Consider the following 12,449-nt stretch of genomic DNA (forward strand, 5'->3'; position numbering starts at 1 on the left):
CGTCTCGAGCAGCGTCGCCGTGTACGTCTTCGTATGCGGCTGTCTCATCTCGTGCACCGGTGTCCGTCCCGATAATCCGTCATCCCACCGCGAGACTACTCGTCCCCGGACTCGACGTCGATCCGATGGGGCTCGACGGACTCCTCGTTACCGCCGTCGCCGACCGGAATCTTCGTCTGCAGCCGGCTGGCGAACGATTGCACCCGGTCGATCACCGTCTCGACTTCCTCTTCGAACTCCTCGACCGATCGCTCGACGTAGTGTACCCGTCGGGACGGAATCCGCCGCACGATGTCGTTCCCGCTCTCGTCCTCGTCGGTCTTGACGATCCAGTGATCCTGGAAGTACGCGATGTGTTCGTTCGGCACTGTTTTGCTGACGGTATCCTCCTCCGGATCCTCGTACACGATCGTCGCCTCGCCGAGGTCGCGCTGAATCTCGAGGTCGTCGTCGATGAGTTCACTCATGCTAAAACCTACGCAGCGAACGGTTGTAGAAGCCAGTGCTTGCGACGAACGGTCGCGGCTCTCAGGTACATTGTGGTACTATGCGGTCGATGACGCGGGCGCTATACGATCGAGGACTCAGTCGTTCCGACCGAACTCGAGGACGTCGTCGAACAGGTGCGTCAACGTCGTGATCGTCTGGTCGTCGTGGACACTCGAGTCGATGTGGACGTAGGCGGTGGCGTTGGCTTGCCTGATCTCCTCGAGGGTGACGTGGAGGAATCGGAAGGTCATTTCGAGGCCTTTCTCCTCGAGCAGGGGTGTAAGTGACTCGAACCAGAGAACGGGTGTGGTGTCCTCCCTGTAGTGAGCGAGCGCCTCGCCGATGGCGATGCCAATGCCGGTGACGTCCTCGGAGCCGACGGTAAAGATGTTCGCCTGGGGGAGGGTCATCGCGGCCGTACCTGTCGCGACCGAGCGGGTCACTTCGCCAATGGAGACGATACCGAAATCGGTGGGAAAGGTGCCGACGGTGTTACGCCAGCCCTCGAGAATCGCTTCGGCGGTGTGGGCGCGGGAGACGACGACGATCGGGTGGCGGTCGGCGTCGGCATCACTGTCGGCGTCGGCATCGATCCCAGCGCGTTGGATCGCGTCCACGGTGGCGACGGTCTCGGACGCGTCCATCGAGGGGCTGACGACGAGCACGCTCGAGCCGGGGTCGTGCTGGTCGATGTCGGGCGGGTGACCACGTGTCATATGCACTTACTTGTGGGTGGCGGTATTAAAGCGCCCGGCCGGAATCGGTCGGTGGGAGAAAATAGTAGATGTGAGTTCGTGGTGAAATTTGACTATGTGAGGCCTGGTCGAGTCGAATCCGACCAGATGCCACTTAGCCGGGCGGGGTCAGCCCAACTGCTCGAGGATGTCGCTGCCCTCGAGATAGGTGAAGTCGTGACGGTTGGCGTAGGCGCGTGCGTCCTCTGGGACGAGTTCCTCGCCGGTCTGGTCGTCGAGCATCTCACAGACGACGACCGCTGGCGGGAGGTCGGCGGCTTCGGCGAGCGCGACGCCGAGTTCGGTGTGGCCCTCGCGCTGGGCGAGGAGGTCGGGGGCCGCCCGCAGGAGGTGGACGTGGCCGGGGACGCGAAACTCCGTGGCGAACTCCGTCGAGTCGGGATCTGCGGCGGCGTCCGCGAGCGAGCGAATCGTCAGCGAGCGGTCGTTATCGGTGACGCCGGTGTAGGTGTCGCGGTGGTTGACGGTGAACGAGAACGAGGAGCGGTCGTCGTAGCCGAGTTCGTGGTCGGCCGTCGCCGGGTGATCGACGGCGTCGTCGTAGAACGGGAGATCGAACGCGTCGGCGATCGACGCCTCGAGGGCGACGCAGATGAGCCCGCCGGCGTCGTTTCGCATTCGCGAGACGGCCTCGGGGGTGACGGCGTCGGCGTGGTAGATCAGATCCGTTTCGCCCTCCCGGTCGTCGGCGTCGTGGACGAGCACCGGTTCTCCCGTTGCCAGCGCCTCGAGCGCCTGATCGACGGCTCCAGCCTCACCTGAGGTGGCTGTGGTCAGTGCGGTCAGGCGGTCGGTACGCGGGTTCGTGGTGGCATCTGGTTCGGTCATAGTAATGTAAAATTCGCTCAGGCCGTCTCGCCGACGGTGATCGTCACGTGGTCGTCGTCCGCGAGGTCGAGGACGTCGCGAAGCTTCTCGGGAGCGATTAACTCGAGTTGATCCTCGTCGTGGTGGGTGCGTTCGGGCGCGATGGTGTGGGCCGTCTCGTAGACGTCCCCGTCGGCGGTTTCGATCGTCGCGGGGGAGCAGACGGCGGGGCCGTACGTTCGATCCTCGTCCTCCCAGCCGTCGATCGGAATCGACTCGAGGGAGGCGATTGCCCGGCGGCGGCGAACGCTGTCGTCGTGCAAGGAGACGTTGAGCGTGCCGGGGAAGGGATCGTATCCCAGTCGCTCGTCGAACTGACGGCTGTAGCCCGGCAGCGAAATGTAGTGGCGTCCTTCGCCCATGCCGCCGGTGACGACGCCCTCGAGTTCGATCTCCGCACCGCTCTCGAAGATGCGCTTGTACGCCTCGTACTCCGAGCGAAGCGCCCCTTCGCCGGCGTCGGTGATCGCGACCCACTGGCCGTCGGCGACGGTATCGCGCTCGAGATACCCCTCGCTCTCGAGTCGCTGGAGCCGCCGCGAGGCGGTCTGGTTCGACGCGTCGAGTCGATCTGCGAGGGCCGAACAGGAAATCTTGAGATCGCCCTCGAGGCCGCCGTCGAGCGCCAGCAGCTTGAGCACGGCGAGTTCGTCGGAGCCGACGGTCGCCCGGACGGGTTCGTGCATACCAGACCGTTTGCCCCACCCCGCCATAAGCGTACCGGATGTGGCACGCATCTCAAAACTGTGAGGGTGTTGGGGGACGTTTCCGGGCGTTGTTACAGCATTCCCTCTCAGTCACCGGTAACGGGGTCGCGCTCCCAGAACGAGCTATCCTTTTTGAGCGAGGGTACCCAGGTGTCCTCGGTTTTCGAGAGCAACGCGACGCGGGAGGCCGGCACGCCCATCACTTCGGTGAACTCGGGCATGTGGTCGGCCACCTCGTGGGCGAAGGCCATCACGTCCTCGTGGTCGGGCATCGACGAGCGGTCGAGGCGGCCGCGGGAGTGGCCGACGTGCATGTACGCCTTCAGTTCGACGAAGTCGGGGTCGGCGCGCTGGTAGAACGCCGCGTACCAGTCCGGATCGCGCATGTTCTCGCCGTCGACTAGCGTCGTCCGGAGGACGGTACGAGTCTCGTCCTTCTCGGCCAGGACGTCCATCGTCTCGACGAGCTTCTCCCAGGCGTCGTCCTCCATGGCCTTGACGACCTGGTCGAACGTCCATCGTTCTGGGGCGTCGACGCTGACGTACAGCTGCGTTGGGTCACACTCCCGGAGCACCTCGGGACGGGTGCCGTTTGAGACGAGGAACGTCGTGACGTCTCGGTCGTGGAACGCCTCGATCAGTTCGGGGAGGTAGGGGTACAGCGACGGCTCGCCGTCGAGGCTGATGGCAACGTGGCGGGGTTCCATCGCTTCCTCGAACACCGACCGCGGCACTTTCTCGTTGCCGCCGAAGCCCGAGAGGAGCTTCTTCTGGAGGCGGATCGAGGCGTCGACGACCGCCTCGGGGTCGTCCCACTCGACGCCCTCGAGTTCGTAGGCGTGGCCGTTGTGGTCGCGCCAGCAGAAGACACAGCGCTCGTTACAGCGGACGACGGGCGTCATCTGGATGCACCGATGGGACTCGATTCCGTACCAGATGTTCTTGTAACACTTTCCCTCGCCGCGGAGGGCGTTGGCCGTCCAGCCGCAGGTCTGGGCGGCGGTGTGGTTCTCGTGGTGGTAGTTCGGCGAGTCGACCTGCATCGGCCCTCCACCGTCGTCCTGGTCGTGATCGGCCTCTCCGGCGTCGTCGGCCCCGGTGGCTCCAGATCCGGAGTTGGCGGCGTCGCTCATGCTGAGAAGCGGTTGGACGGCCGCGAGTAAAAGCCGTGTGGTGTTAGTGTCGCCTCACTCGTGTTCGACGTGGGTCAATCCCCGCGAACTCGCTCGAGCACCGACAACGTTCCCTCGGCGTGGCCGGCCTCGAGCACCTCGTCGGCAGCCGCCCGTGCGGCCTCGTCGGCGTTGGACACGGCGAAACTGCGGCCGACAGTCTCGAACGTGGAGACGTCGTTGATGGAGTCACCCACCGCAACGGTCGCCTCGAGGTCGAAGCCGACGTATTCGGCGATGGTCGCGACGCCAGCCCCTTTGCTCGTCTCGGGCTCGACGACGTGGTAGGCGTAGCCGGTGTCGAGCACCTCGAGGTCGTAATCGGCGGCGATCTCTCGAAGCGGATCCTCCGGCTGGTCGCGATTGACGGCGACTTCGGTCTCGCGCCAGCGGTTGACGGTGTCGTCCGACCCCCAGCCGAGTTCGTATCCTGCGTCTCGGTAGGCGTCGGCGACGGCCTGTGCGGCCGCTCGGTCGGCGGTGTACTGGACGGAGTCGCCGGTGTAGATCACGCCGCCGTTTTCGGCGACGACGAGTTCCGGGACACCAATGCTGTGACAGAGCGCGATCGGGTACGGAAAGGCCTTTCCTGTGGCGATGACGACCGGGGCGTCCCACTCGCGAATCGGGTCGAACACACGTGGATCGACACCCCACCCCTCTGGTCGGGTGAGGGTGCCGTCGATGTCGAGTACGAGTGGCGGATCGCGGTTCATACCGTTCCTCGTCGGGGAGCGGCCTAAAGCGGTCTGTTTCGTCTCGAGTCCATACCGGTTTGGATGATGAGTTCCTTCACTCGTCCCCGTCGACCGCCCAGCCGAGCGAGCGCTCGACGGCCTCGCTCCACCGAGAATAGCGCCGGTCGGCAGTCGCCGTCTCCATCTCGGGGCTGAACTCGCGGTCGACCCGCCAGTTGTCCCGCAGTTCCTCGAGGTCGTCCCAGTAGCCGACGGCCAGGCCGGCGGCGTAGGCCGACCCGAGGGCGGTCGTCTCGTCGACGACGGGGCGGATGATCTCCGAGCCGATGATGTCGGCTTGCAACTGGCAGAGGAAGTTGTTCTTGACCGCACCGCCGTCGACTTTCAGGCTGGCCATCTCGATGCCCGAGTCGGCCTCCATCGCCTGAGCGACGTCGCGGGTCTGATAGGCGATCGACTCGAGGGTCGCCCGGATCACGTGCTCCTTGCGGGTGCCCCGGGTCATGCCAACGATGGTTCCGCGGGCGCGTTGATCCCAGTGAGGTGCGCCGAGGCCGGTGAACGCCGGGACGACGTAGACGCCGTCGGTCGAGTCGACGCTACGGGCCAGTTCTGCGGTCTCGGCCGGATCGTCGATCAGCGACATGTCCTCGAGCCACTCGATGGCCGCGCCGGTGATGAAGATCGATCCCTCGAGGGCGTACTGGACGGGTTCACCCGACCGCTGGAACCCGATGGTGGTGAGCAGGCCGTGTTCGGAAGCGACGGCCTCCGCGCCAGTGTTCATGAGAAAGAACGAACCCGTCCCGTAGGTGTTTTTGGCCTCGCCGGCCTCGAAACAAGTCTGGCCGAACAGGGCCGCTTGCTGGTCGCCGAGCGCACCCGCTACCGGAATCTCGGCCTCGAGGAACCCGTCTGGATCGGTCGATCCGTAGGTGGTCTCGTCGCTCGAGGGGCGCACCTCGGGAAGCATCGTTCGGGGGATAGAAAACTCCTCGAGCAGGTCGTCGTCCCACGCGAGGTCGTGGATGTTGTACAGCATCGTCCGGGAAGCGTTGGAGACGTCGGTGACGTGTGCCCCGGTGAGGTTGTAGATTACCCAGCTGTCGATCGTCCCGAACAGCACCTCGCCGCGCTCGGCGCGATCCCGGATGTCGTCCGGGCGGGCCCGTTCCATCTTGATCGGGTCGGCGTTCTCGAGCAACCACTCGGCTTTCGTCGCCGAGAAGTAGGCGTCTGCCTCGAGGCCGGTCTTCTCCCGGATCGGTTCGACGAGGCCGTCCGCCTCGAGCGCTTCGACGCGGCCGGTCGTCCGACGGTCCTGCCAGACGAGCGCGTTGTGTACGGGTTTGCCGGATTCGGCGTCCCAGAGCACCGTCGTCTCTCGCTGATTGGTGACGCCGATGGCCTCGAGCTGGTCGGGGCTGACCCCGGCCTGTCCGAGAGCCGTCGTGATCACCGCTTTCGTGTTCTCCCAGATCTCCATCGGGTCGTGTTCGACCCAGCCTGGCTCGGGGTAGTGCTGTTCGTGTTTCCGGTAGGCGGTCGTGACGACTTCTCCGGCGTGGTCGAAGACCATAAACCGCGTTCCGGTCGTTCCCTGATCGACTGCACCGACGTACGTTGTTTCGGTCACTCGTGATCACCCATGTGGCCCGCGTGAGATGTCTTTACTGACGATAACGCGTTAGTGATAAACAATATCGAGCACCGGTATAAACGTTGTCCACCGGAACCCTCGTGGGGAGGAACCGGTGCCGACCCGAGGGGATCGGTTTCCCGCCCCTGCAAAGCGACGTTTTCACCTCTCGAGGCCGTGTTTCGAGACCAACTGCCGGATACACGACCAGTTGCAATTGATGGAAGTCGCGTTTTACTCCCGGATTCGGTCGGCCTCGAGGATGGCCTCGCCACCGAGTCAGGGAACCGCCAAATCTAGTAAACCATGATGTTTATGGGCGCTCGAGTGGCGTCGATAAAATAAAGGGGCGTGGCGGCTAGCGTACGAATAACGGATGGCACCCAGTACTGAGGTACTCGTGATTGGCGGGGGGTCGACCGGCTGTGGCATCGCCCGTGACCTGGCGATGCGCGGCATCGACGTCACCCTCGTCGAACGCGGGAACCTCACCCACGGAACGACCGGGCGAATGCACGGCCTGTTACACAGTGGTGGACGGTACGCCGTCTCCGATCAGGCCAGCGCGACGGAGTGTATCGAGGAGACCACGATCCTCGGGGAGATTGCGGGCCACTGCGTCGAGATGACCGGCGGGCTGTTCGTCCAGCGGCCGGAGGACTCTGACGAGTACTTCAAGCGAAAACTCCAGGGCTGTCGGGACTGCAACATCCCTGCCCGCGTCGTGTCGGGCCGGGAGGCGCGCGAGATCGAACCCGCGCTCGCCAGCGACGTCAAACGGGCGATCGAGGTGCCCGATGGCGCCGTCGATCCGTTCAGACTCTGCGTGGCGAACGCCCTCGACGCCCAGCGCCACGGTGCGCGCATCGAAACCCACGCCGAGGTTATCGACCTGCTTCGCGACGGCGACGACATCTACGGCGTCACCGTGCGTCACGATTCGGGGCCCGGGAAACGTACCCACCGAACGGCCGGCTCGACCGAGGACATCACCGCCGAATACGTCGTCAACGCCGCCGGTGCGTGGGCCGGCCAGATCGGCGCGATGGCCGACCTCGAGGTCGCCGTTCGCCCGTCGAAAGGCGTCATGACGATCATGAACGTCCGGCAGGTCGACACGGTGATCAACCGCTGTCGACCCAAGGGCGACGCCGACATCATCGTCCCCCACGAGACGACGGTGATCCTCGGGACGACCGACGAGGAGGTCAATGATCCGGACGACTACCCCGAAGAACAGTGGGAAGTCGATGCGATGATCGACACGCTCTCGGAACTGGTGCCGAAGCTCGCGAAAGCCCGGACGATCCGCTCGTTCTGGGGCGTCCGGCCGCTGTACGAGCCGCCGGGAACCGGCACCGTCGACCCGACCGACATCACGCGGGACTTCTTCCTGCTCGACCATGCCAACCGCGACGGGGTTACCGGGATGACGAGCATCGTCGGCGGCAAGCTGACCACCTACCGTCTGATGGCCGAGAAGATCAGCGACCACGTTTGTTCGAAACTCGGCCATCGGGCGGAGTGTGAAACCGCCGAGACACCGCTCCCCGGCAGCGAGAACCTCGAGGTGCTCGAGTCGGCGATGGACGACTTCGGTCTGCGGTCGCCGATCGCTCGACGGAGCAGGGATCGGCTGGGAAGCCGCGCACCGGACGTCCTCGAGACCGACGAACCCAACCCCGTGATCTGCAACTGCGAGGGCGTCACGCGGGCGGAGGTTCGAGACGCGATCGAGCAGTCGGGCTCCGACCTCAACGCCGTCCGCATCCGCACCCGGGCGTCGATGGGCAACTGCCAGGGCGGGTTTTGCTGTCACCTGCTGGCCAACGAGCTGTACCCAACCTACGACGAGCCGACGGCACGCGCGGCCTACGACGAGCTGTTTCAAGAGCGCTGGAAGGGCGAACGCCACGCCCTCTGGGGCGAACAGCTCTCCCAGGCGATGTTGAACTACGCGCTGCACGCGACGACGCTGAACGGGGATGGCGACCCGGCTCGAGGTGACGACTCGATCGACTTCGAGACGTTCGACAGCGGGCAGACGGACTCGAGGCAAGGAACCATCTTCCCCGACGGTGGCACCTCGTCCACACCTGGTGCCACCCCGTCTACATCTGACGACCCCTCGCACATGCCTGGTGAGAAGGACGATACGCCCGGAGGCGATCGCTAGATGGCCATCACCGACGACGTCCTCGTCATCGGCGGCGGGCTCGCTGGGGCGACCGCCGCCCTCGCCGCGGCTGAACACGGCCACCGCGTCCGCCTGCTAACGTACAAACAGAGCACGCTCCGCCACGCCAGCGGGCTGATCGACGTGCTCGGCTACACCCTTGGGGGCGACGGGCCGCTGTCGAATCCGTTCACCGCCCTCGAGGATCTTCCAGAACGCCACCCGTACAGCCTGGTCGGGCGGGAGGCCGTTCGCGACGCGCTGCACTTCTTCGACGCTGTCGTCGGCGACACTTACGCCGGCGCGCACACGAACGTGAACGCACTCGTGCCCACGAGTAGCGGCTCGATCAAGCCGACAGCCCGCTACCCCGCCGCCGTCGCACCAGGGCTGGCGAGCGATCCTCGAGACTGCCTGCTCGTTGGCTTTGCGACCCTGCCGGACTTCTGCGCCCCGCTCGCCGCCGACCATCTCCTGGATACTGGCGTCCCGTTCGACGTTCGTGGCGTCACGCTGTCGTTCCCCGGCATCCGGCGTGACGATGCGAAGGTGACCCGGTACGCACACATTCTCGACCGCGACGAGGGCGTCGACATCGGCCGCGGGACGACCTCCGCTCGCGCCGCGCTGGCCGCGCTCGTCCGTGAACACCTCGAGGACGAAGCCCGCGTCGGGTTCCCGCCGATCCTCGGCGACGACAATCATTCGGTGGTTCGGCGCGACCTGGAGGAACGCCTCGGCGTCGACGTCTTCGAAGTCCCCTCCGGGCCGCCGAGTCTCCCCGGAATGCGCCTCGAGGATCGCCTGTATGAGGCGCTCGAGGCCGCCGGGGTTCGCGTGACCACCGGCGTTCCGGTCGTCGGCTACGAGGCCACAGACGGTCGAATCGAACACGTCCTTGTCGACCGGAAGGGACAGGACGTCCCGTACCAGGCAGGGGAGTACGTCCTCGCGACCGGCGGACTCGTCGGCAAGGGCGTTCGATCCGACCGCGACCGGGTGTACGAACCGATTTTCGACTGTCACGTCGACCACGCACCGGATCGGTACGACTGGTTCGACGGCGACGCCTTCGGCGACCATCCGTTCGCCAGCTTCGGGGTGACCGTAGACGACGACCTGCGGCCGCTCACTGCCGACGGGGGTCTCGAGTTCGAGAACGTGCGGGCGGCCGGCGGCGTCCTCTCGGGCTACGACTTCGCCGCCGAGAAATCGGGCAGCGGCGTCTCGCTGGCGACCGGATTCGTCGCCGGCGACCGCGCTGGTGCGGAGGTGAGTCGATGACCCTTGCCTCGAGTTCGAGAGCCAGCGACCGCCATCAGTGCCCACTAGGACGAGCGATAGGCGATGCGACGCGGACGACCCACACCGTGGTGATTCGATGAGCGACACAGCACACCCACCCGACGATCAGGTACCAGAGGACGAGGACGAGGACGAGTTCGAGCCGATTCAGGTGTTCTCGGAGCCGACGGCGATGGATCTCCGACCCGGCGCCGACAACTGTTATAAGTGCTCGACGTGCGACACGAACTGCCCGGTCGCCGAGGTTGACGACGAATTCCCCGGGCCGAAGTTCCAAGGGCCCGAACAGTGGCGGCTCAAACGCCAGGACGATACCGACATCGACGACTCGATCATGAAGTGTTCGAACTGCATGCGCTGCGACGACGCCTGCCCATCGGAGGTTCCCCTCTCCCAGATGCACAACACGGCCCGCGGGGAGTACGTCGACACCCACATGAGCAAGCGTTCGATCGAATACTGGCGCAACCGGTTGCTCTCGAACTACCGACTCATGGCACACCTCGGGAGCAAGGTGCCCCGTCTGACGAACTTCGTCATGGGGCTCCGGGTAACGAAACTGTTCAACGAGAAGGTGCTGGGGATTACGAGCGAACGTGAATTCCCCGAGTTCGCCACCGAAACCTTCCGCCAGTGGTGGCGAACACGCGGCGGTGCAAGGGTTACGAACCCGGACAAGCGCATCGCGTACTTCCACGGCTGTTACTCGAACTACAACACCCCCGAGGTCGGCAAAGCCCTCGTCAGGGTCTTCGAACACTTCGGCTACGAGGTACTCGTTCCCGACCAGCGCTGCTCTGGCACGCCAATGTACGCGAACGGAATGCTCGGAGACGCGCGCCGGGCCGCCGAGACGAACGTGCCCGAACTCGCCGCCGCCATCGACGACGGCGCCGACGTGATCGCCTCCTGTACCTCCTGTTCGATGTCGCTTCGCCAGGAGTACCCCGAACTGTTCGACCTCGAGAACGTCGAAACCGTCTCGGACAACACCTGGGACGCCCTCGAGTACCTCCGCGTCCACGAGGATCTCGAGAACGCGCTCGAGGGAACTGCGGTCGACCACCCGGACGTCGCCTACCACGCCCCGTGTCACGCCCGCAACCAGGGTCTCGACGGACAGGCCGTGGAAGTGCTCTCGGCCATCGACGGCATCGACGCCCACGACGTCGGTGACTCCTGTTCGGGCATCTCGGGTACCTACGGCTGGAAGGACGAGAACTACGAGACCTCGATGGCCATCGGCGAGGAGATGTTCGAGCACATGCTAGCCAGCGAAGCCGACACGGGGCTCACCGAGTGTCCGACCTGCTCGATGCAGATGGAACACGGCACCGGGTACTCGATCAGTCACCCGCTCGAGATCCTTGCGGAGGCGCTCGTCGGCGACGCTTCCGAGGCGGGGGCCGCCTGATGAATCTCGAGGAGCGCATCGCCCGGCGACACACGGCCAGCGGTCGGGCGGGTCTCCTCCTCGACAGGAACGCACTCAGTCCGACCGTCCACTTGCCGACGCCGATCGGCCGCGGGACGGAACTCGAGCGCCTCCTCGACGCCGTCGAACCCGTGTTCGCTGGAGAGTTGCCTGCCCCGTTCGCTGTGGCCGGCCCACCTGGATCAGGAACGTCTGCTATCGTGACTGCGCTGTTCGACGCGCTCACGGCTGAACTGGCAGGCAATCGCCAGGCCATCGGGACGACAACACGCGCTGGAACCGATACCGGCGAGCCGACGACCTGGTTCGTGACCGTCGACGCCCGGCGGGTGACCAGCGCCTTCGCGTTCTATCGGGCAGTCCTCTCGACGATTTCCGCCGAACCGGTTCCAACGAGTGGGGTCGGAACGGCTGCTCTTCGAGAACGCATGAGACAACGACTCGAGTCCCCGGACAATCAGGTCGTCATCGCAATCGACCACCACGACGAACCCGAGACGCTCACAGCCAACAGAGTGTCGACCCTGCTCGATGCCGTCACCGACAGCACCACGGTCGTCCCGGTAGGTCAGCGCGTCCCCGACGACTGGGGACACCCCGTCGTCGACATCCCGGCCTATCGCCACCACGAACTCGTCGACATCCTCTCCGAACGGGCCTCCGCCGGCCTGACTGGGGGCGCACTCGACCACCAGACGATCCGCTCGCTCGCCGCCTGGGCCGACGGCAACGCCCACGACGCCCTGTCGGCCCTGTTCAATGGCGCGATCCTGGCCAGCGAGTCAGGTGAGGAAACGATCGAGTCGGCGTCACTCGAGCGAGCCAAAGCCGACGTCCCGACAGACTGCGTCCACGTCGACAGGGCGCTGGCGTTGCCGGAAACCCGCCAGCAGGTGCTCTGTGCGCTGGTCGGGCTCGGATCGACGGGTGGACGTGAACGAGAGCGACTGCCGGAACGCCCGATCCGTGACCTCGCCACCGAGATCGCCGATCGCGGCGATCTCGCCGCCGGTACGGTCAAACGATTGTTGTACGAACTCGCCGAGCACGGGCTACTCGAGCGGATTCCACTCGAGTCCTCCGGCAGTGGTCGACAACCGAGTACGCTCGAGCCGCGATTTCCGACGATTGCGTTTCGGGCGCTGACGACTGTCCAACCGTCTTAAAAGCTGTCGTCGTCGCTTCGAAAACCAGGAACAGCCGTAT

General features: G+C 65.3%; 11 protein-coding genes. 4 read left to right on the forward strand and 7 right to left on the reverse strand.

The window, feature by feature from the left end; all coding sequences use genetic code 11:
- Positions 1 to 95: 95 nt before the first annotated feature.
- The 7 genes from NGM68_RS12880 to glpK all read right to left on the reverse strand — a co-directional run bounded on the left by NGM68_RS12880 (position 96) and on the right by glpK (position 6,324).
- Positions 96 to 467 (reverse strand): hypothetical protein, encoded by a 372-nt coding sequence (locus NGM68_RS12880; protein ID WP_252698643.1) that lies wholly within the window; start codon positions 465 to 467, stop codon positions 96 to 98.
- A gap of 117 nt (positions 468 to 584) precedes the next feature.
- Entirely contained in the window at positions 585 to 1,205 is a 621-nt protein-coding gene (locus NGM68_RS12885) for a DUF7504 family protein (protein WP_252698644.1), read from the reverse strand.
- 147 nt (positions 1,206 to 1,352) lie between these two features.
- Entirely contained in the window at positions 1,353 to 2,072 is a 720-nt protein-coding gene (gene ribB, locus NGM68_RS12890) for a 3,4-dihydroxy-2-butanone-4-phosphate synthase (RefSeq protein ID WP_252698645.1), read from the reverse strand.
- A gap of 17 nt (positions 2,073 to 2,089) precedes the next feature.
- The gene (locus NGM68_RS12895) at positions 2,090 to 2,797 is read right to left on the reverse strand and encodes a DUF120 domain-containing protein (protein WP_252698646.1); all 708 of its coding nucleotides are present in this window, start codon (positions 2,795 to 2,797) and stop codon (positions 2,090 to 2,092) included.
- A gap of 107 nt (positions 2,798 to 2,904) precedes the next feature.
- Entirely contained in the window at positions 2,905 to 3,951 is a 1,047-nt protein-coding gene (gene twy1 / locus NGM68_RS12900) for a 4-demethylwyosine synthase TYW1 (protein WP_252698647.1), read from the reverse strand.
- A 74-nt stretch (positions 3,952 to 4,025) separates the two neighbouring features.
- The gene (locus NGM68_RS12905) at positions 4,026 to 4,706 is read right to left on the reverse strand and encodes an HAD-IIB family hydrolase (protein WP_252698648.1); all 681 of its coding nucleotides are present in this window, start codon (positions 4,704 to 4,706) and stop codon (positions 4,026 to 4,028) included.
- A gap of 76 nt (positions 4,707 to 4,782) precedes the next feature.
- Complete coding sequence (glpK, locus tag NGM68_RS12910) at positions 4,783 to 6,324, reverse strand: glycerol kinase GlpK (protein WP_252698649.1); 1,542 nt, start codon at positions 6,322 to 6,324, stop codon at positions 4,783 to 4,785.
- 379 nt (positions 6,325 to 6,703) lie between these two features.
- On the opposite strand from glpK, the gene glpA reads away from it, so the two are divergent.
- From glpA to NGM68_RS12930, 4 genes are all read left to right on the forward strand, one after another.
- Positions 6,704 to 8,503 carry an anaerobic glycerol-3-phosphate dehydrogenase subunit GlpA gene (gene glpA, locus NGM68_RS12915; RefSeq protein WP_252698650.1) on the forward strand — a complete coding sequence of 600 codons (1,800 nt, stop codon included), beginning with the start codon at positions 6,704 to 6,706 and terminating at the stop codon, positions 8,501 to 8,503.
- On the forward strand, positions 8,504 to 9,787 hold the full coding sequence (gene glpB, locus NGM68_RS12920) for a glycerol-3-phosphate dehydrogenase subunit GlpB (RefSeq protein ID WP_252698651.1): 1,284 nt from the start codon (positions 8,504 to 8,506) through the stop codon (positions 9,785 to 9,787).
- A gap of 97 nt (positions 9,788 to 9,884) precedes the next feature.
- The gene (locus NGM68_RS12925) at positions 9,885 to 11,222 is read left to right on the forward strand and encodes an anaerobic glycerol-3-phosphate dehydrogenase subunit C (protein ID WP_252698652.1); all 1,338 of its coding nucleotides are present in this window, start codon (positions 9,885 to 9,887) and stop codon (positions 11,220 to 11,222) included.
- Complete coding sequence (locus NGM68_RS12930) at positions 11,222 to 12,409, forward strand: Cdc6/Cdc18 family protein (RefSeq protein ID WP_252698653.1); 1,188 nt, start codon at positions 11,222 to 11,224, stop codon at positions 12,407 to 12,409. Before NGM68_RS12925 ends, NGM68_RS12930 begins: the two co-directional genes overlap by 1 nt.
- The last annotated feature ends 40 nt before the right edge of the window (positions 12,410 to 12,449 follow it).

This window comes from Natronosalvus vescus, assembly GCF_023973145.1.
Classification (GTDB): domain Archaea; phylum Halobacteriota; class Halobacteria; order Halobacteriales; family Natrialbaceae; genus Natronosalvus; species Natronosalvus vescus.

What these genes read in the sequence shown, in the direction of transcription:
- twy1 (WP_252698647.1), bottom strand. Translation starts at nt 3,951, where the DNA reads ATGAGCGACGCCGCCAACTCCGGATCTGGAGCCACCGGGGCCGACGAC.
- NGM68_RS12880 (WP_252698643.1), bottom strand. Translation starts at nt 467, where the DNA reads ATGAGTGAACTCATCGACGACGACCTCGAGATTCAGCGCGACCTCGGC.
- ribB (WP_252698645.1), bottom strand. Translation starts at nt 2,072, where the DNA reads ATGACCGAACCAGATGCCACCACGAACCCGCGTACCGACCGCCTGACC.
- glpA (WP_252698650.1), top strand. Translation starts at nt 6,704, where the DNA reads ATGGCACCCAGTACTGAGGTACTCGTGATTGGCGGGGGGTCGACCGGC.
- glpB (WP_252698651.1), top strand. Translation starts at nt 8,504, where the DNA reads ATGGCCATCACCGACGACGTCCTCGTCATCGGCGGCGGGCTCGCTGGG.
- NGM68_RS12930 (WP_252698653.1), top strand. Translation starts at nt 11,222, where the DNA reads ATGAATCTCGAGGAGCGCATCGCCCGGCGACACACGGCCAGCGGTCGG.
- NGM68_RS12925 (WP_252698652.1), top strand. Translation starts at nt 9,885, where the DNA reads ATGAGCGACACAGCACACCCACCCGACGATCAGGTACCAGAGGACGAG.
- NGM68_RS12885 (WP_252698644.1), bottom strand. Translation starts at nt 1,205, where the DNA reads ATGACACGTGGTCACCCGCCCGACATCGACCAGCACGACCCCGGCTCG.
- NGM68_RS12895 (WP_252698646.1), bottom strand. Translation starts at nt 2,797, where the DNA reads ATGCACGAACCCGTCCGGGCGACCGTCGGCTCCGACGAACTCGCCGTG.
- NGM68_RS12905 (WP_252698648.1), bottom strand. Translation starts at nt 4,706, where the DNA reads ATGAACCGCGATCCGCCACTCGTACTCGACATCGACGGCACCCTCACC.